We start from the raw sequence: 17,782 nt of genomic DNA, 5'->3' as shown, positions 1-17,782 counted from the left end.
AACACCCGGTCGTGATCCCGTTGTGACCCTGCCCCGATCAGCAGCCCTGGTCAGCACCGCGTTCCGGCTGGCAGGATCCCTGGCATGTCCAAGATGTTCCCCCGGATCGGCAGACGCCGGGCCCTGCAGGGCGCGGCTGCCGGCTTCGTCGCCCTCGGGTTGCTGCTGTGGTGGCTGCTGCCCCTGGGCGAGGCCCCTCCGAGCGGAACGATCACGATCAGCACCGGAACGCCGGCCGGGGTGTACCAGCAGTACGGCAAGCTCCTGCGTACCGCCCTCGACAAGGACATGCCGGACCTGAAGGTGAAGCTGCTGACCAGCGACGGCTCCCAGGAGAACGTCAGGCGGGTGGCCACCGGCAAGGCCGACTTCACCATTGCCGCGGCCGACGCGGTCGAGACGTACAAGCTCGCGGCCCACAACCCCGGCGCCGACCAGCTGCGTGGTGTCGCCCGCCTCTACGACGACTACGTGCAGCTCGTCGTCCCGCGCGACTCACGCATCACATCCGTCGCGGACCTCAGGGGCAAGCGGGTGGCCATAGGACCGCCCAGCTCGGGTGTGCGGCTGATCGCCGACCGGGTGCTCAAGGCGGCCGGCATCGATGCGACGAAGGACATCACGCCGTTCGACGACGGCATCGACACCGGTCCGGACGGGCTGAAGCAGGGCAAGATCGATGCGTTCTTCTGGTCCGGTGGGCTGCCCACGGAGGGGCTGCAGAAGCTCGCCGACACCTTCACGTTCCGGTTCGTGCCGATCGGGCCCAAGCTCGTAGCCAAGCTGCACAACCAGGACCGTGCCACCCGCTACTACCGCGCCACCAACATGCCGGAGTCGGCCTACCCCAGCATCCAGAACGGGGTCGCCGTGCCGACGCTCGCCGTGTCCAACCTGCTGATGACACGCAAGGACATGGACCCCCGGCTCACCGAGTGGATGACCCGCACCGTGATCAGGAGCCGTGACGGCATCGGCACGCAGGTCCACTCCGCGCAGCTCGTCGACCTGCGCACCGCGATCTACACCGACCCGCTGGCCCTGCACGAGGGCGCCCGCCGCTACTACCGCTCCGTCAAGCCGTAGTACCGCCGTCAGACCGCAGGGCTGTTCCTCGGCACGGACACCGTCACCGTGAGCCCGTGCGGCTCGTGACGGCCGTACGAGATCGAGCCGCCGCCCGCGGCGAGCAGCGTGCGCGAGATGGACAGGCCGAGACCCGAGCCCTTGATGTTCTGGTGGCGGCTGCTGCGCCAGAAACGGTCGCCGACGCGGGCGAGTTCCTCATCGGTCAGGCCGGGGCCGTTGTCGGTGACCACGACGGTCGAGGTGTCGCCGTCGGCCGCGACCGTGACCTCGACGCACTCGTCCTGCGGCGTGAACTTGACCGCGTTGTCGATCACCGCGTCCAGCGCGCTGGAGAGCGTGACCGGGTCGGCCCAGGCAGTGGTCGGCGGGCAGTTCCCCACCAGCCGAACGCCCTTGGCCTCCGCGGTCGGCGTCCAGGCCGCGACGCGCTCGGCGGTCAGCGCACCGATGTCGGTGATGCGCAGGTCGGCCTCGGTGTGCTCGGCCAGGGCCAGGTCGAGCAGGTCGTCGAGGACCTCCGCGAGGCGCTTGCCCTCGGTGCGGACCGATGCGATCTCCTCGTTGTCCTCCGGCAGTTCGAGAGCGAGCAGTTCGATGCGCAGCAGCAGCGCCGCAAGGGGGTTGCGCAGCTGGTGCGAGGCGTCGGCGACGAAGGCGCGCTGCTGCTCCAGCACGTCCTCGACGTTGTCCGCCATCTCGTTGAACGAGTGGGCCAGGCGCCGGAGTTCCGGAGGACCGCCGGCAGCCGCCACCCGGGTCTTCAGACGGCCGCTCGCGATCGCGTGAGTGGTGGCGTCCAGCACCCGTACCGGCCTGAGCACCCAGCCGGTCAGCCTCAGCGCGGCGCCGACGGCCAGCAGCATCGCGGCGATCTCACCCACACCGATGACCAGCCAGCCGTGCAGGATCCGCGAACGCAGCGCCCCGGTGGGCGAGTCGGTGACCACGACCGCCACGACATCGCCGTCCCGGATGACCGGTGAGGCGACGACCAGACGGTTGCGCTGCCAGGGCCACACCTGCTTGGGGTCGTGGCTGCGGCGGCTGAGCAGGGCCTCGGCGAAGGCGTCGCGCACCTCGCCCTGGTCGGGCAGGAAGAAGGACGGCGGGGCCTGCGCCATGGGGATGTCGGTACGGCAGAACACCCCGGCCCGGATGCCGTAGACGCCGTAGTAGCTGGCGAGTTCACTGCGCAGCGTCGCCAGCCGCTCGTCCGTGGACGTGCGCGTGGAACTGCACGCGTCGGTGACGAACTGGGCGAGGGACGCGAAGCGCGCCGTGTCGTCGATCCGGTCGACGACGACCTTCTGCTGCTGGGCGGAGGCCACGCTCACGGCGAGCGGGATGCCGAGCGCGAGCAGCACGGCGGCCATCAGGACGATCAGCAGCGGAAGAAGACGAGTACGCACCCGTGCACGCTACGAGGACGGGGCGACAAGCCGGTAACCGACGCCGCGTACGGTCTCGATCAGGGCCGGCATGCGCAGCTTGGCGCGCAGGGACGCGACGTGCACCTCCAGGGTGCGCCCGGTCCCCTCCCAGCTGGTGCGCCACACCTCGCTGATGATCTGCTCCCGGCGGAAGACGACCCCGGGGCGCTGCGCGAGGAGGGCGAGGAGATCGAACTCCTTGCGGGTCAGTTGGACAACCGAACCGTCCACGCTGACCTGACGGGTGGGCAGTTCGATGAGCATGGACCCGAGGCGCAGCTGGTGGTCGCCGCCCACCCCGGCGTCCTCGTGGACGCTGCGCCGGCTGACCGCGTGGATACGGGCGAGCAGTTCCCCGGTGTCGTACGGCTTCACCACGTAGTCGTCGGCGCCGAGGTTGAGGCCGTGGATGCGGGAGCGGACGTCGGAGCGCGCGGTGACCATGATCACCGGGGTGCTGGTGCGCTTGCGGATCTTGCCGCAGACCTCGTAGCCGTCCTGGTCAGGCAGGCCCAGGTCGAGCAGGACGACGCCGAAGCCGTCGCCCTCCGGAACGAGTGCCTGGAGAGCTTCCTCGCCGCTGCGCGCGTGCGTGACGTCGAAACCGTGCCGCGCCAGAACCGCAGAAAGTGCGGCGGCGACATGGTTGTCGTCCTCGACGAGGAGCAGTCTCATCCGGGCCTCCTTCGGTTCATCGGCCGTACGAACAGGATGGGTACAAAACGCCTGGCACACGCGCGCGTGCACCAAGGCAGTCACGCTGATGGACGAGTACGCCGTCAAGTGGGTTCCGGTCGCGGACCGCTTTAGTTACCCGGCCGATACCGGCCCTCTCGCAACTGCTACGACATGTGTCCGATTGCTATCGGATCGTGATGCTCAGATTCCCCTCAGATGTAATGACGCTGGTGGAACGGGGTTACTACTGTCCTCCGAAACCGAGGAGGACGGAGCCCGATAGCGATGACCGAAGTATCGGTGGCCAAGGAAGATGTGGCCGCGACCGGCGAACTGGTCGTCCTGAAGAGCGTCAACAAGCACTTCGGCGCGTTGCACGTACTCCAGGACATCGACCTGACGATCGCCCGCGGCGAGGTCGTCGTGGTCATCGGGCCCTCCGGGTCCGGTAAGTCCACCCTGTGCCGCACCATCAACCGCCTGGAAACCGTCGACTCCGGCTCGATCACGATCGACGGCAAGGCGCTGCCCCAGGAGGGCAAGGAGCTGGCCCGGCTGCGCGCCGACGTGGGGATGGTCTTCCAGTCCTTCAACCTCTTCGCGCACAAGACCGTGCTCGAGAACGTGATGCTGGGCCAGATCAAGGTCCGCAAGGCCGACAAGAAGAAGGCCGAGGAGAAGGCCCGGGCCCTGCTCGACCGGGTGGGCGTGGCCACCCAGGCGGACAAGTACCCCGCTCAGCTCTCCGGCGGCCAGCAGCAGCGCGTCGCCATCGCACGGGCGCTGGCCATGGACCCGAAGGTCATGCTCTTCGACGAGCCGACGTCGGCCCTCGACCCGGAGATGATCAACGAGGTCCTCGAGGTCATGCAGCAGCTCGCCCGCGACGGCATGACCATGATCGTCGTCACCCATGAGATGGGCTTCGCACGATCGGCTGCAAACCGGGTGGTCTTCATGGCGGACGGCCGGATCGTCGAGGAGGCTGCGCCCGACCAGTTCTTCAGCAATCCGCGCAGCGACCGCGCCAAGGACTTCCTGTCGAAGATCCTTCACCACTGACGGTTCGCCCCGTCCGGCCCTCGCCGGCTCTCCTCTTCTCCGCCGGCGCTCCTCTCTTCTCTTCACCAGCCAAAGGATGTTCACCATGAAGCTCCGCAAGGTCACCGCCGCTTCGGCCGCCGTGCTCGCCCTCGCTGTGGCGGCTACGGCGTGCGGGTCGAACAACAGCAACAGCTCCTCCTCCAGCGGCGGCGGCGGCGGCAAGATCAAGATCGGCATCAAGTACGACCAGCCGGGCCTCGGCCTGAAGCAGCCGAACGGCACCTTCTCCGGCTTCGACGTGGACGTGGCGACCTACGTGGCCGGGAAGCTCGGCTACAAGCCCAGCCAGATCGAGTTCGTCGAGACCAAGAGCGCCGACCGCGAGAACGCCCTCTCGCGCGGTGACGTCAAGTTCATCGTTGCCTCGTACTCGATCACCGACGAGCGCAAGCAGAAGGTCGACTTCGCCGGCCCGTACTTCTTGGCCCACCAGGACCTTCTGGTCAAGAAGGACTCGAAGATCGCCAAGGGCACGGACCTCAACGGCCAGAAGCTGTGCTCCGTGACCGGCTCCACCTCGGCGCAGAAGATCGTGAAGATCGCCCCCAAGGTCAACCTCAAGGAGAACAGCGGCTACTCGGAGTGCGTCGCCAGCCTGCAGAGCGGGGCCGTGGACGCGCTGACCACCGACGACTCGATCCTCGCGGGCTACGCCTCGCAGTCCCAGTACAAGGGCCAGTTCAAGCTCCTCGGGCTCAAGCTCAGCAACGAGAACTACGGCATCGGTGTGAAGAAGGGGGACACCGCGACCGTCAACAAGATCAACGACGCCCTGAAGGCCATGGTCAGCGACGGCACCTGGAAGAAGGACGTCGAGAAGAACTTCGGCCCGGCCAACTACAAGTACGAGCCCGCCCCGAAGATCGGCGTCATCGTCAAGTAACCCAGGGAACCGCAGCCCACGCAGGGTTCCACCGGCGCGCCGCCGCCCACCGCGATCACGGCGGCGGCGCGCCACGCCCTTCTCGTACGCCACACACCCGGAAGCGCGGGAGATCGTGTTCGATTTTCTTCATGGTTATGACGTCCTGGGGGCGTTCTGGATGACGGTGAAACTCACCGTCCTCTCCGCCGTCGGCTCCCTGGTCTGGGGCACCCTGCTGGCCGGAATGCGAGTCAGCCCGGTCCCGCTCATGCGCGGGTTCGGCACCGCCTACGTCAACATCGTCCGGAACATCCCTCTGACGGTCATCATCGTCTTCAACTCGCTCGGCCTCGCCGACATCTTCGGTGTGACGCTGGGCGCTTCCGACTTCAAGATCCAGGGCTTCAGGCTGGCGGTGCTCGGTTTCATCGCCTACACCTCGGCCTTCGTCTGCGAGGCGCTGCGCTCCGGTATCAACACGGTGCCGCTGGGGCAGGCCGAGGCAGCCCGCGCCATCGGGCTGAGCTTCGGCCAGACCCTGCGGCTCATCGTGCTGCCGCAGGCGTTCCGTGCGGTCATCGGGCCGCTGGCCAACGTGCTGATCGCGCTGACCAAGAACACCACCGTGGCGGCCGCGATCGGCGTGGCCGAGGCCGCCGCTCTGATGAAGACGATGATCGAGAACGAGGCTCAGACGCTGCTCATCGGCGCGGTCTTCGCCTTCGGGTTCGTGGTTCTGACCCTTCCCACCGGCCTCATCCTCGGCTGGCTGGGCAAGCGACTGGCGGTGAAGCGATGACCTCGGTCCTCTACGACGCCCCGGGCCCCCGGGCCAAGAGGCGCAACGTCCTCCTGTCGGTGGTCTTCGTCGCCCTGCTCGCCCTCCTGGTGTGGTGGGTCTGGCGGACGATGGACGACAAGGGCCAGCTGAAGTGGGTCCTGTGGAAGCCGTTCACCACGTCCGAAGCGTGGACCACGTATCTGCTGCCCGGTCTCGGCAACACCCTGAAGGCCGCGGCACTCTCCATGATCATCGCCCTCCCGCTGGGTGCCTTCTTCGGCATCTCCCGTATGTCCGACCACCGGTGGGTGCGGGTGCCGGCCGCAGTAGTGGTCGAGTTCTTCCGCTCGATCCCGGTGCTCCTGCTGATGCTGTTCGCGAACGAGTTCTACTCCCGCTACACGAACGTCACCACAGACGACCGGCCCCTGTACGCAGTCGTCACCGGCCTGGTGCTCTACAACGCCTCGGTCCTCGCCGAGATCGTCCGCGCCGGCATTCTGGCGCTCCCCAAAGGCCAGACGGAGGCCGCCTACGCGATCGGCCTGCGCAAGGGCCAGACGATGACCAGCATCCTGCTCCCGCAGGCGGTGACGGCCATGCTGCCGGCCATCGTCAGCCAGCTGGTGGTCATCGTGAAGGACACCGCGCTGGGCGGCGTCATGATCGGCTACGCGGAACTGCTCAGCGCACGCAGCACCTTCGCGGCCAACTACGCCGACGTCATCCAGAGCTTCGTCGGCGTGGCGGTCATCTTCATCGTGGTCAACTTCCTCCTCACCAGCTTCGCGAGCTGGTTGGAGGGCAGGCTGCGGCGCAGCAAGAAGGGCACGGGCGCGGTGCTCGGTGCCGAAGACATGGAGGAGCTCAACCCGGCGGCGGTGGGCGGGACCTTCGGGACCGGCGCCGGCGCGGGCACCGGCATCTGATGATCGGTCACCTCGTCTGACCCGCCCGGAGGCAGTGGCATGATCGCCACTGCCTCCGTCGCTTGACGCAAACCCCGCCAATGGGTTGCATACGTTCTGTGATCGTGCACCCTGCTCCAACTTCCTGTTCACATACGTCCGTCAGGACGCCGCCACGAGCAGGGGGCGCCGCGTCGTGGACCCGGTGATCATCGTCGGCGCGGGGCCCGTCGGGCTCACGCTCGCCCTGGCGTTGGCCCGTCAGGACGTGCCCTGCGTCGTGCTGGACGAGGGCCCCGGCAAGGAGGAACCGCGCCCCGCGCGGACCGTTGTCCTGCGCGAGGACACCGCCGCCCTGATGGAGCGGCTGAGCGGACAGCCGCTCGCGCAGGAGGGAGCCCGCTGGGCCGGATGGCGGTCGATGCGGCGCAAGCAGGTGATGCGCGAGGTCACGTTCGGCGGCGACGAACCCGCCCCGCTGCACATCGCCCAGCACGTCCTGACCGGCGCCCTGCGCGCCGCCCTGGCCACCGAGCCGCTCGTCGAGCTCGCCGTGGACAGCCGCCTCGACACCGTCGAGCAGGAGGCCTCCGGGGTCACCGCCCACACCCGCGGCCCCAGGGGCACCTGGTGGCGCGGCAGTTACCTGGTCGGCTGCGACGGCCCGCGCTCCACCGTGCGCAAACTCCAGGACATCCGCTTCCCGGGCCGTACCGCGGTGGAGCGACACGCCGTGGCCGCGCTGCGCACGGAACTTCCGTGGGTGGACGAAGCGTTGCTCCACCGGATGCCGCCGTGGCGTACGTCCGGGCCCTCGGCCGGGGAGGTGACCGCCCGCCCCCTCCCGGACGGCGTGTGGCGCCTGGACTGGCTGCTGCCGCCGGGCAAGGACCTGGTCACGCCCGAACTGCTGCTGGCCCGCATCCGGGAGACCCTGGCCGGCTGGACCGGGGGCCCGACACCGCCGTACGAGCTCCTCGACACCGGAGTCCACACGGTCCACCACCGTCTGGCCCGCCGCTGGCGGGTCCGCCGGGTCTTCCTCGCCGGGGACGCGGCGCACCTGCTCGGCGCGCTGGGCGCGCAGGGACTCGACGAGGGACTCAGGGACGCCGACAACCTGGCCTGGAAGCTGGCGCTCGCCTGGCACCACGGGCCGCACGAGGCGCTGCTCGACAGCTACCAGGCGGAGCGACGCGGAGTCGTCGCAGGTCGGCTGCGCGCCGCCGACCAGGCCCTGCCGCTGCTGCGCGGCGGCGGAGGGCTGCGCGCCTATGTGCCCGGCTCGGCCCGCGGCCACGACGCACTGCTCACGGACGGCCACCTGGGGCGCGGAGCACTCGGCGCGGTGGGGGCGTACGCCGCCTCCCCGCTCGCTCCCCGGAACCTCGAAGCCGAGGTCCCCGTGGCCACGGCGCCCGGCGAGCCGGTCACCGATGTGCGGGTCACCGCGGAGGACGGCACTTTCGTACAGCTGAGGGACCGGCTCGGGCGCGGAGCCCTGCTGGTGGTGCTGATCGCGCCGGGCACGGCGGTGTGGGACCGCAAGCACTGGATGACCGCGGGGATCATGCCACGGCTGGCGGCGGCGGTGGCCGCGCTGCCGCACCCCGCCGAACTGCTGGTCGCGGAGAGCTACCCCGGCGCGGCGGCCCACACCGTACTGCTGGTACGGCCGGACGGCCACCTGGTCACGGCACTGGGCGGAGTACGCCCGGCCGAGCTCTACTCGGCGGCGGAGGCGACGCTGGGAGGGCCGGCGAAGGCGGAGGCGACGGCCGGCTCACCCTCGAAGTGACCCTACTCACCGTCACCCTGTGGTCCACATAGTGACGGTGAGTTGACCGCTCTGGACCGTCAATGGTGTACTCCGGTACGTGACCGACACCTATGTGCGCCTGTGGCGGAGGGTCCATATGGACCTCGTCCGCTATGCGGGCTGCGTGTGTCGTCCGTCCTGCTGAATTCGCATCCCCTTTCCGGCGCGCGCCTTCCAGTGCTGCCGCGCGCCCCGCGAACGCTTCTTCAGGACGGTGCCACGTGTCTGTCTCCCCTTCTGCCCCACCCTCTGCCGCCGCTGCCGCCCAGGCTCCGACACAGGCGGACCTCCTCGACTTCGTACGGCGTACGGCCGCGGACGCCGAGCTGATCGCCTCCCTCCCACTCGATCCCGAGGGCCGCACCTGGGTGCGCCTTGAGGGGCCCGGCGGCAGCGAGGCCTGGCTGATCGGCTGGCCGCCCGGCACGGGGACCGGCTGGCACGACCACGCCGAGTCCGTCGGCGCCTTCGTGACGGCGTCCGGTGAGCTCAAGGAGAACTCGCTCGCCGCCCGGCTGCCCGCCGACGGCTGGAAGACCCTGGAACTCACCGACGGCGTGGACCGGGAGCGGCAACTGCCGGCCGGGAAGGGCCGTGCCTTCGGCCGCCACCATGTGCACGAGGTGCTCAACGAGTCCACCGACCGGCACGCGGTCTCCGTCCACGCCTACTACCCGCCGCTGCCGCAGATCCGCCGCTACAGCCGCGTGGGCCAGGTCCTGCGCCTGGAGCAGGTCGAGCGCCCGGAGGACTGGCAGTGAGCGGCGCGGGCGCACAGCCCGTCGGCATCGACGAGTTGCTGGAGCGGGTGCGCGGGGGCTACGAGCGGATCGAGCCGAAGGAGGCGTACGACGCCGCTCGCGCCGGCGACGCACTCCTGGTCGACATCCGATACGCCGCCCTGCGCGAGCGGGACGGCCTGATCCCGGGCGCCCTCGTCGTCGAGCGCAACGAGCTGGAGTGGCGCCTCGACCCGCAGGGCAGCCACCGCGTGCCCGAGGCCACGAGTCACGAGCTGCGGATCGTGGTGATCTGCAACGAGGGCTATGCGTCGAGCCTCGCGGCGGCCTCCCTGCACGGTTTGGGGCTGGGACGGGCCACGGATCTGGTCGGTGGATTCCAGGCGTGGAAGGCGGCGGGGCTGCCGGTGACGTCATAGGCGGTTCGCGATCGGCCGTCGCCGACGCCAGTTCTCGACAGCCGTCCGACATGGTTTTGAGGGGGTTCGAGGCGGACGACGACAGCGCAGGTAAGGAGGCACCGCGCCGCCGGGTTCGGCGGTCACGCCGTACTGAGCGCGGCACGCATTCCGGCGGCCGCATCTCTATGCCGCCTGCCCCGTCAGAACCCCTCGTCCCCCAGGAACTCCGTGTCCTCCCCCTCCTCCTCCAGCGCCTGCCGCACCACCCGCAGCGCCATGCCCTCGGAGTAGCCCTTGCGGGCGAGCATGCCCGCGAGGCGGCGCAGGCGCTTGTCGCGGTCGAGGCCGCGTGTGGAGCGCAGCTTGCGGGCGACGAGTTCGCGGGCGGTCGCCTCTTCCTGCTCCGAGTCGAGCTGGGAGACGGCCGCGTCGATCAGCGTGGAGTCGACGCCCTTGGTCCGCAGCTCCTGGGCCAGTGCCCGCCGGGCGAGTCCCCGGCCGTGGTGCCGGGACTCCACCCAGGCGTCCGCGAACGCGCTGTCGTTGATCAACCCGACTTCCTCGAACCGTGACAGCACCTCCTCGGCGGCCTCGTCCGGAATCTCCCGCTTGCGCAGGGCGTCGGCGAGCTGCTTGCGCGTGCGCGGGGTCCCGGTGAGCAGGCGCAGACAGATCGCCCGTGCCCGCTCCACCGGGTCCCCTGAGGACTCTTCCTGCTCGGCCCTCGACGAGGAGGCGGAGCCCCCGTCCTCATCGGACGGCTCGCCGCGGCGCCGCTGCCGCCCGCGGGGGCCGCCCGCCCCACGGGCCCGGCCGCCACGGCGCGAGCCGCCACCGGACGAGCCGAAACCGTCCGGTCCCCCGTCGTCCGGCCACTCGCTGCCGCCCTGCTCGTCGCCGTACGACCCCCCGGTGCCGTAGGCCGTCGTGCCGCGTGACCTCGCGCGGTGGTGTCCCCCCTGCGCGCCGTGCCCCGCATCGGCCCCGTACGCATCGCCGTCCGGCCCGGCAAGAGCCGCGTCACCTCGCCCGTCCCGGCCTCGCGGAGGGTCCGGGTAGGCGTACTCGGCCCAGTCCGTTCGCCGTGTCATGCGTCAGCTCTTGGCAGCCGGAGCCTTGGTCTTGGCTGCCTTGGCCGCAGGAGCAGGCACCGCCTTCGCGGTGTCGTCCGCGGTGGCGGAGACGGCGGCGTCCGCGCCCGGCTCAGCGGTGGGCTCCTCCGGACGCACACCGACGCCCAGCTTCTCCTTGATCTTCTTCTCGATCTCGTTGGCCAGGTCGGGGTTGTCCCTGAGGAAGTTGCGTGCGTTCTCCTTGCCCTGGCCGAGCTGATCGCCCTCGTACGTGTACCAGGCGCCGGCCTTGCGGACGAAGCCGTGCTCCACGCCCATGTCGATCAGGCCGCCCTCGCGGCTGATGCCCTGGCCGTAGAGGATGTCGAACTCGGCCTGCTTGAAGGGCGGGGCGACCTTGTTCTTGACGACCTTGCAGCGGGTGCGGTTGCCGACCGCCTCAGTGCCGTCCTTCAGGGTCTCGATGCGGCGGATGTCGATGCGCACCGAGGCGTAGAACTTCAGTGCCCGGCCACCGGTCGTGGTCTCCGGGGAGCCGAACATCACGCCGATCTTCTCGCGGAGCTGGTTGATGAAGATCGCGGTGGTCTTGGACTGGTTGAGCGCGCTGGTGATCTTCCGCAGGGCCTGGCTCATCAGACGGGCCTGGAGACCGACGTGGCTGTCGCCCATCTCGCCCTCGATCTCCGCGCGCGGGACGAGCGCGGCGACGGAGTCGATCACGATGAGGTCGAGGGCGCCGGAGCGGACCAGCATGTCCACGATCTCCAGGGCCTGCTCGCCGTTGTCCGGCTGGGAGAGGATCAGGTTGTCGATGTCGACGCCGAGCTTCTTCGCGTACTCGGGGTCGAGGGCGTGCTCCGCGTCCACGAAGGCGACCTGGCCGCCGGCCTTCTGCGCGTTCGCCACCGCGTGCAGGGTCAGGGTCGTCTTACCGGAGGACTCCGGGCCGTACACCTCCACGACACGGCCACGCGGCAGGCCGCCGACGCCGAGGGCGACGTCGAGTGCGGTCGACCCGGTGGGGATGACCTCGATGGGCTCGTTCGGCCGCTCGCCGAGGCGCATCACGGCGCCCTTGCCGAACTGCCGTTCAATCTGTGCGAGCGCGGCGTCGAGCGCCTTCTCGCGGTCGGTTCCTGCCATGGGTTCCACCCGGTTTGCTTGAGTCGATCGCTTCACGTCAAAGACGCTAACGCCTGCCACTGACAATGCGCCCCGACGCCCGTCCGGCCTGTGGATAACTCGGGTACATCTCCGTCAAAACCACGGCGAATTACCCGTCGAGCGCCTAGCCGGAGCCTCCATAAGAATGGATGTTCGATTTTTGTGTCAAGCGCACCATGCGACACCTCCGACCCTACGTCCGCGGTCCGACAACGGGCCGGACTGCGAGCCGTACGGCCGCTGTTCGTGGCTGCGGCCGGTCCGACTACTTCCCGCGGCGTACGGCGGGTGTCTTCGACCGGACGACGACCGGAGGGGGCGCTCTCGCGAGGCTGACGGCATGGAGACCACGAAGCTCACCCGGGAGGGCGGCAGGGCTAAACGTCCCCCTGTCGTCGCGGCCACGGCGGGAGACCGCCCGGCGGAGCGCCTCTGCCGCACCGTCGGACTTCTTCTGATCCTCTCCGGCCTCGTGCACCTGGTGGTGTTCGCCGTCGACGGTGGCCCCTGGGACGGACCCGTCTCCTGGCGCAAGCCCGTCACCTTCGGGTTGTCCTTCGGGGCGACGCTGATCGCGGTGACCTGGGTGACGTCGTATCTGCGCATCGGTCCGCGGCTGCGCGCCCTGCTGCTCGTCGTGTTCGCTGCCGACTGCGTCGTGGAAGTCGGCGGTATCACTCTTCAGGCCTGGCGCGGAGTGCCCTCACACCTCGACATGGAGACCCCGTTCGACACCGCGGTGTCCATGACGCTCGCGGTGGGCGGTGGTGTCCTCGTGGTGCTGCTCACCGCTTTCGCCGTCGCGTCGTTCCGGCACCGGCCCGCAGGTCCCGCGGGGATGGCGCTCGCGGTGCGTTCCGGCTTCGCGATCCTGCTCGTCGCGCTCGCTTCGGGTGCCGCAATGATCGCGCGCGGTGTGCTGCTCACCCGGACCGGGCACCAGGAGGCGGCCTACCACTCGACGGCGCCGCTCAAGCCTCTGCACGGGGTCAGCCTGCATGCGGTGCTCGTCCTGCCGCTGCTGGCGCGGCTGCTGTCCGGCACGTCCTGGAGCGAGCCGGCCCGACGCCGGATCGTGGCCGCGGCGACCGGCTGCTACGTGGCTGCCGTCATCGGCGCCGGGGTGTGGGCCGTCCTCACGTACTGAGCCGGTCGTGCCCGCTCATCGGGGCGTGCCTCAGGAGGAACCCTCCCCGGCTTCCACCGCTTCGTCCTGAACCACCTCCGGCCGCCGTATCCACAACTGCCTCGCGCGCGTGAGCAGACCCGGCCCCGATCCCCCTCTCCGGTGGCCGTGGACACGAGGGTCGTCCGTGACGGCGTACCGCTTCACGTACGCCCCCAGGAACGCCTGCAGCGTGGCGACCGCGGGGATGGCGATCAGCGCCCCGACGGCGCCGAGGAGCGCGGTGCCGGCGATGACCGAACCGAACGCGACGGCGGGGTGGATGTCGACGGTCTTCGCGGTCAGCTTGGGCTGCAGCATGTAGTTCTCGAACTGCTGGTAGACCACGACGAAGATCAGCACCCACAGCGCGTACCAGGGATCGACGGTGAAGGCGATCAGCATGGGCAGGGCGCCCGCGAGGTAGGTGCCGATGGTCGGGATGAACTGGGAGACCAGGCCCACCCAGACGCCGAGCACGGGCGCGTAGGGCACACCCAGGATCTGCAGCAGGATGTAGTGCGCTATGCCGGAGATGAGCGCCATCAGGCCGCGTGAGTAGATGTAACCGCCGGTCTTGTCGACGGCGATCTCCCACGCACGCAGTACCTCGGCCTGACGCGCGGGCGGCAGCACGGAGCAGATCGCGCGGCGCAGCCGAGGGCCGTCCGCGGCGAAGTAGAACGAGAACAGCGCGATCGTGAGCAGCTGGAAGAGACCGCCGATGACCTGCGCGGACACGTCCAGCACACCGGTGGCGCTGTTCTGCACGTAGTTGCGCAGCCAGTTGGAGCGGAGCAGGCCCTCCTGGACGTCGACGCGTCTGAGCTCGGTGTGGAAGTGCGTGTTGACCCAGTTGATGACGGAGTCGAGGTAGTTCGGGAACTCCTCGACGATCTTGACGATCTGGCCCGCCAGCATGGAACCGAGAAGGGTGACGAAGCCCGCCGCCATGATCATTACGGCGAGGAAGACGAAGCCTGTGGCCAGCCCCCTGCGTATGCCACGCGAGGCCATCCAGCTCACCGCGGGCTCGATGGCCAGAGCCAGGAAGAACGCGATGAGGATGTTGATCAGCAGGCCCGTGAGCTGATGGAAGGCCCAAGTGCCCAGCTGGAAGGCCGCGTAGAGGGCGAGCACGAGCACCACGGCGCGCGGCAGCCAGCGCGGCATGCGGACGTTCGCCCCGGCGGCGTCGGCCGGGGGCCTGCCGGGCGGCGTCGTGCCGAGAGAGGATGCGTGCTGGGCCGTCTGCCCGGCCTCGTCAGTGGGTGCCACGGCTCAAGTCTCGCCCACCGGTCTGACAGTCAACTACCGTCCTGCGATCTTCGTGACCGATCAGTGCTTCTCCCGCGGAACGTCCATGACTGTGCAGACCACTCGCCACACGTCCTTGGCGTCCCAGCCGGCCTCCAGCGCCCCGTGCACCGTGCGACCGCCGAGCTCCGCCATCACGTGGTCGCGTGCGAAGGTGTCGGCGTATCCCGGACCGAAGTGATCCGCCATCCGCTGCCAGAAGACCGTCAACCGCATGACTCCAGTATCCCGCCCCTGAGGGTGGGCCTGAGCCGGGACCCCTTGCCGAGACCGCTTTCCGCCCTACGGTCTGACGCATGTCCGAAACAGGAGCTTCCCCACTCCCTGCCTCACCCCCGGCACGCTCCCCGCTCTTCCGCGCGGAGCACTTCGTCTGGCTCACCGCGCGCGTGCTGGAACAGCGCCTCTTCGCGTACCACTTCCTGAACGGGGGCGCCGACCCGGTGGAGACCGCGCTGGACGCGTACCGCAACGAGGACGGCGGGTACGGCCACGCCCTGGAGCCCGATCTGCGCGGCCCGGTCAGCCAGCCGCTGCACACGGTGCACGCGCTGCGTGTTCTGGATGCCATCGGGCGCTGTGGCGGACAGCGGGTGGAGCGCGTGTGCCGCTATCTGACGGCCGTGTCCACGACGGACGGTGCCCTGCCGGCGATCCGTCCCAGCCAGCGCGGCTATCCGGCGGCCCCTTTCATGCCGATCGTGGACGACCCGGCCAGCGAACTCCTCACCACGGGCCCGGTGGTGGGCCTGCTGCACCGCAACGAGGTGTGGCACGCCTGGCTGTTCAGGGCCACGGACTTCTGCTGGCATGCGGTCGAGTCGCTGGAGAAGTCCCACCCGTACGAGATCGAGGCCGCCGTGGCCTTCCTGGACTCCGCTCCCGATCGCCCGCGCGCGGAGGCGGCTGCCGACCGCCTCGGCCGCCTGGTGCGCGAACACCGGCTCGCGGCTCTGGAGCCCGACCGCCTCGACGCATACCCGGTCGCCCTCGGCTACGCGCCCGGTGAGCACCACTTCCCGCACGACTACGCGAAGACGCCGAGCTCTCTGGCGCGCGCGTGGTTCACGGACGCGGAGATGACGCGCTCCCTCGACTTCCTCGCGGACGCGCAGCAGGAGGACGGCGGCTGGCCCGTCCACCGGCACCGGTGGGCACCGGGCACCGCCCTGGAAGCTCGCCCCATGGCGACGATCGAGGCGCTGCACACCCTCAGGGCGCACGGGCGTCCCATCGGCTGACCCGGACGCCGTCACCCGCCCATGGCGCGCACTCCGGCCGTCACCACGACGGCCGCCGCCACGACGAGCAGGAACGGGGCGCGCAGGACCAGCGCCACGGCGGCTGCGGCGAGCCCTGCAACCCGCGCGTCGAGGGTCAGGGCGTGCCCGTCGGCGAAGGTCTGCTGGGCCGTGAGGGCGGCGAGCAGGGCCACCGGCAACAGTGCGGCCAGACGCCTGACGAGCGGCTTCTCGAGCACGCCCGCGGGTACGAGCAGTCCGGCGAGCTTGACGGCGTAACAGCCGAAGGCGGTCGCGCCGATCGCGATCCAGGTGTTCAACGGTCTTCCTCTGATACGTCGTTCTCGTGTGCTTCCTTGCGTGACGTGCCCCGGCGGCGACCCTCCAGGCAGAGAACGGTGGGCGCTGCCAGCGCTGCCACCAGGACAGGCACTCCGGCGGGCAGCACGGGCAGCAGACCGAGCCCCAGAAGGACGGCGAGGCCGGCCACCGCGCGCTCGGTGGTGGTCCTGAGCATCGGCGCGAGCAGAGCGAGGAATACGGCCGGCCCGGCGGCGTCGAGGCCCCATCTGTCGGTGTCCCCGATGGCGTCGGCGCCCAGTGCGCCGAGGAACGTGGTGAGGTTCCACAGCAGGTACAGACTGAGCCCGGTGACGGCGAACCCGATGCGCGTGCCCCGCCGAGTGGGCTGTGCCAGCGCGACCGCGGTGGTCTCGTCGATGATCCACTGGGCGGCGAACGGCCGCACCGCGCGCGGGAGGGCGAGCAACTGGGACAGACGGAGCCCGTAGAAGGCGTTGCGCACCCCCAGGAAGAGGGCGCCCGCCGCTGCCGTGAGCGGGTTGCCGCCGGCCGCGAGCGCCCCCACGAGGGCGAACTGGGACGCACCGGTGAACACCAGGAGGCTGAGCGCGCAGGTCTGCAGCAGCGTGAGCCCGCTGCCGGCCGAGGTCACCCCGAAGGCGAACCCGGACAGTCCTACGGCGACGCCGACTCCGAGCGCATCCCGAACGACGGCGGAGTCCGCCTTCCCTCCGTCTTCCGGACGCATACCTGCGAGAGCTGTCTCTTCTGCCACCCACCCGACGGTAGAAGCAGTCACGCTCGCGCGTCTTGTACGTTCTTGCGCTCACGCCGGTACGCCCCATGGGGCACACCGACGATCCGGGTGAAATGCCGGTTCAGGTGCGGCTGATCGGTGAACCCGACGGTGACGGCAGCCTCCGCGGGCGTCGTACCGGCGTCCAGCAGCCGCCGCGCCCGCCGTACCCGCGCGTCCGTGAGCCAGGCGTGCGGCGGCATCCCGTAGGCGTCCCGGAACGCCCGCAGCAAAGCGAACGGACTGGTACCGAAATCGGCAGCAAGCCTCTCCAGGGTCGGAGGCTCGGCCAGCCGCTCCTCCAGCACGGCACGCGCGCGTGCCGCGATCCGGGCACCCGCCGTCCGTACCTCCCGCTGTGGCAGCGACCCACCATTGAGCCGCAGCAGCCTCGTCACCGTGACCCGCAGCAGCGTGTCGGCGGCCAGGGCATTGCCGTCCTCCGCGGCCCGCAGCACCTGATGCACAAGTCTCACGGTGTACGGATCGTCAAGCACCGGACTGACGAACCCGGGCGTCCCCCGTATGAACGTGCTCTCGGCCGCGATCTCGGCCACCACCTCCGGCGACGGATACACGGCCCCGTACCGCCACCCCTCCGGCACACCGGCCCGCCCCGTGTGCGGGGTGTCCGGATTGACCAGCGCGAGCGCCCCCGCCCCCGCGTACTGATCGGCCCCGCGATGGTGAAAGACCTCGACCCCGTCCGCGATGGCAGCGATGACGAAGTTCTCGTGCGTATGCCGCACGAACTCCTTGCGGATGTACCGGGCCCGCAGCAGATCGACCCCGGGCAACTCGGCGTACTGCCAGTGCCGAGCCAATTCCTTCCCGGACCCCGCCATACCCCCATTCTCCGCCAGCCCGCCCAACTCCCCCCACCCACCCGCAGCCGCCGACGCACA

19 protein-coding genes and 1 pseudogene are annotated in these 17,782 nt (G+C 69.9%); 11 read left to right on the top strand and 9 right to left on the bottom strand.

What is annotated here, in order from left to right; all coding sequences use genetic code 11:
• The first annotated feature begins 84 nt into the window (after window positions 1–84).
• Window positions 85–1,086: a TAXI family TRAP transporter solute-binding subunit gene (locus tag ABD355_RS19215; protein WP_344401697.1), complete on the top strand. Its 1,002-nt coding sequence runs from the start codon at window positions 85–87 to the stop codon at window positions 1,084–1,086.
• An 8-nt stretch (window positions 1,087–1,094) separates the two neighbouring features.
• Here the strand turns inward: ABD355_RS19215 and ABD355_RS19210 are convergent, their stop codons facing one another.
• Both ABD355_RS19210 and ABD355_RS19205 read right to left on the bottom strand, forming a co-directional pair.
• Window positions 1,095–2,498: a sensor histidine kinase gene (locus tag ABD355_RS19210; RefSeq protein WP_344401696.1), complete on the bottom strand. Its 1,404-nt coding sequence runs from the start codon at window positions 2,496–2,498 to the stop codon at window positions 1,095–1,097.
• Window positions 2,499–2,507: 9 nt separating this feature from the next.
• Window positions 2,508–3,194, bottom strand: a complete 687-nt coding sequence (locus ABD355_RS19205) for a response regulator transcription factor (RefSeq protein ID WP_344401695.1) — start codon at window positions 3,192–3,194, stop codon at window positions 2,508–2,510.
• Window positions 3,195–3,482: 288 nt separating this feature from the next.
• Between ABD355_RS19205 and ABD355_RS19200 the strand changes: the two genes are divergently transcribed.
• The 8 genes from ABD355_RS19200 to ABD355_RS19170 all read left to right on the top strand — a co-directional run bounded on the left by ABD355_RS19200 (window position 3,483) and on the right by ABD355_RS19170 (window position 9,833).
• A complete protein-coding gene (locus ABD355_RS19200) occupies window positions 3,483–4,259 on the top strand; it encodes an amino acid ABC transporter ATP-binding protein (RefSeq protein WP_030947272.1) in 777 nt (258 codons plus the stop codon).
• 85 nt (window positions 4,260–4,344) lie between these two features.
• A complete protein-coding gene (locus tag ABD355_RS19195; protein WP_344401694.1) occupies window positions 4,345–5,184 on the top strand; it encodes a glutamate ABC transporter substrate-binding protein in 840 nt (279 codons plus the stop codon).
• 115 nt (window positions 5,185–5,299) lie between these two features.
• Window positions 5,300–5,965: an amino acid ABC transporter permease gene (locus ABD355_RS19190; RefSeq protein ID WP_344401693.1), complete on the top strand. Its 666-nt coding sequence runs from the start codon at window positions 5,300–5,302 to the stop codon at window positions 5,963–5,965.
• A complete protein-coding gene (locus ABD355_RS19185) occupies window positions 5,962–6,876 on the top strand; it encodes an amino acid ABC transporter permease (RefSeq protein ID WP_344401692.1) in 915 nt (304 codons plus the stop codon). The genes ABD355_RS19190 and ABD355_RS19185 overlap by 4 nt, the downstream gene beginning before the upstream one ends.
• 175 nt (window positions 6,877–7,051) lie before the next feature.
• Entirely contained in the window at window positions 7,052–8,653 is a 1,602-nt protein-coding gene (locus ABD355_RS19180) for an FAD-dependent monooxygenase (protein WP_344401691.1), read from the top strand.
• Between the two features lie 118 nt (window positions 8,654–8,771).
• A complete protein-coding gene (locus ABD355_RS44725) occupies window positions 8,772–8,819 on the top strand; it encodes a hypothetical protein (RefSeq protein WP_309506048.1) in 48 nt (15 codons plus the stop codon).
• A 76-nt stretch (window positions 8,820–8,895) separates the two neighbouring features.
• Entirely contained in the window at window positions 8,896–9,435 is a 540-nt protein-coding gene (locus ABD355_RS19175; RefSeq protein ID WP_344401690.1) for a cupin domain-containing protein, read from the top strand.
• Window positions 9,432–9,833 carry a rhodanese-like domain-containing protein gene (locus ABD355_RS19170; RefSeq protein WP_344401689.1) on the top strand — a complete coding sequence of 134 codons (402 nt, stop codon included), beginning with the start codon at window positions 9,432–9,434 and terminating at the stop codon, window positions 9,831–9,833. The genes ABD355_RS19175 and ABD355_RS19170 overlap by 4 nt, the downstream gene beginning before the upstream one ends.
• Window positions 9,834–10,015: 182 nt before the next feature.
• On the opposite strand, the gene recX is transcribed toward ABD355_RS19170, so the two are convergent.
• Entirely contained in the window at window positions 10,016–10,906 is an 891-nt protein-coding gene (gene recX / locus ABD355_RS19165) for a recombination regulator RecX (protein WP_344401688.1), read from the bottom strand.
• Between the two features lie 3 nt (window positions 10,907–10,909).
• The gene (gene recA / locus ABD355_RS19160; RefSeq protein WP_344401687.1) at window positions 10,910–12,034 is read right to left on the bottom strand and encodes a recombinase RecA; all 1,125 of its coding nucleotides are present in this window, start codon (window positions 12,032–12,034) and stop codon (window positions 10,910–10,912) included.
• A 361-nt stretch (window positions 12,035–12,395) separates the two neighbouring features.
• Between recA and ABD355_RS19155 the strand changes: the two genes are divergently transcribed.
• Window positions 12,396–13,202 (top strand): hypothetical protein, encoded by an 807-nt coding sequence (locus ABD355_RS19155; RefSeq protein WP_344401686.1) that lies wholly within the window; start codon window positions 12,396–12,398, stop codon window positions 13,200–13,202.
• Window positions 13,203–13,232: 30 nt separating this feature from the next.
• On the opposite strand, the gene ABD355_RS19150 is transcribed toward ABD355_RS19155, so the two are convergent.
• Together ABD355_RS19150 and ABD355_RS19145 are read right to left on the bottom strand one after the other, a co-directional pair.
• Window positions 13,233–14,498 (bottom strand): AI-2E family transporter, encoded by a 1,266-nt coding sequence (locus ABD355_RS19150; RefSeq protein ID WP_344401685.1) that lies wholly within the window; start codon window positions 14,496–14,498, stop codon window positions 13,233–13,235.
• A 60-nt stretch (window positions 14,499–14,558) separates the two neighbouring features.
• Window positions 14,559–14,753, bottom strand: a complete 195-nt coding sequence (locus ABD355_RS19145; RefSeq protein WP_344401684.1) for a DUF3046 domain-containing protein — start codon at window positions 14,751–14,753, stop codon at window positions 14,559–14,561.
• Window positions 14,754–14,833: 80 nt separating this feature from the next.
• Between ABD355_RS19145 and ABD355_RS19140 the strand changes: the two genes are divergently transcribed.
• Entirely contained in the window at window positions 14,834–15,778 is a 945-nt protein-coding gene (locus ABD355_RS19140) for a hypothetical protein (protein WP_344401683.1), read from the top strand.
• 11 nt (window positions 15,779–15,789) lie between these two features.
• On the opposite strand, the gene ABD355_RS19135 is transcribed toward ABD355_RS19140, so the two are convergent.
• From ABD355_RS19135 to ABD355_RS19125, 3 genes and pseudogenes are all read right to left on the bottom strand, one after another.
• Complete coding sequence (locus ABD355_RS19135; RefSeq protein WP_344401682.1) at window positions 15,790–16,098, bottom strand: AzlD domain-containing protein; 309 nt, start codon at window positions 16,096–16,098, stop codon at window positions 15,790–15,792.
• Entirely contained in the window at window positions 16,095–16,856 is a 762-nt protein-coding gene (locus ABD355_RS19130; protein ID WP_344401681.1) for an AzlC family ABC transporter permease, read from the bottom strand. Before ABD355_RS19130 ends, ABD355_RS19135 begins: the two co-directional genes overlap by 4 nt.
• Window positions 16,757–17,722 (bottom strand): annotated as a pseudogene (locus tag ABD355_RS19125) (AraC family transcriptional regulator). Before ABD355_RS19125 ends, ABD355_RS19130 begins: the two are co-directional and overlap by 100 nt.
• Between the last annotated feature and the right edge of the window lie 60 nt (window positions 17,723–17,782).

This window comes from Streptomyces longisporus, from assembly GCF_039532765.1.
Classification (GTDB): domain Bacteria; phylum Actinomycetota; class Actinomycetes; order Streptomycetales; family Streptomycetaceae; genus Streptomyces; species Streptomyces longisporus.
This window is presented reverse-complemented; position numbering and strand designations above follow the sequence as displayed.

Excerpts from the sequence above, each read along its gene's own strand:
- ABD355_RS19215 (WP_344401697.1), top strand. The coding sequence starts at position 85 with ATGTCCAAGATGTTCCCCCGGATCGGCAGACGCCGGGCCCTGCAGGGC.
- ABD355_RS19205 (WP_344401695.1), bottom strand. The coding sequence starts at position 3,194 with ATGAGACTGCTCCTCGTCGAGGACGACAACCATGTCGCCGCCGCACTT.
- ABD355_RS19200 (WP_030947272.1), top strand. The coding sequence starts at position 3,483 with ATGACCGAAGTATCGGTGGCCAAGGAAGATGTGGCCGCGACCGGCGAA.
- ABD355_RS19195 (WP_344401694.1), top strand. The coding sequence starts at position 4,345 with ATGAAGCTCCGCAAGGTCACCGCCGCTTCGGCCGCCGTGCTCGCCCTC.
- ABD355_RS19185 (WP_344401692.1), top strand. The coding sequence starts at position 5,962 with ATGACCTCGGTCCTCTACGACGCCCCGGGCCCCCGGGCCAAGAGGCGC.
- recX (WP_344401688.1), bottom strand. The coding sequence starts at position 10,906 with ATGACACGGCGAACGGACTGGGCCGAGTACGCCTACCCGGACCCTCCG.
- recA (WP_344401687.1), bottom strand. The coding sequence starts at position 12,034 with ATGGCAGGAACCGACCGCGAGAAGGCGCTCGACGCCGCGCTCGCACAG.
- ABD355_RS19155 (WP_344401686.1), top strand. The coding sequence starts at position 12,396 with ATGGAGACCACGAAGCTCACCCGGGAGGGCGGCAGGGCTAAACGTCCC.
- ABD355_RS19145 (WP_344401684.1), bottom strand. The coding sequence starts at position 14,753 with ATGCGGTTGACGGTCTTCTGGCAGCGGATGGCGGATCACTTCGGTCCG.
- ABD355_RS19140 (WP_344401683.1), top strand. The coding sequence starts at position 14,834 with ATGTCCGAAACAGGAGCTTCCCCACTCCCTGCCTCACCCCCGGCACGC.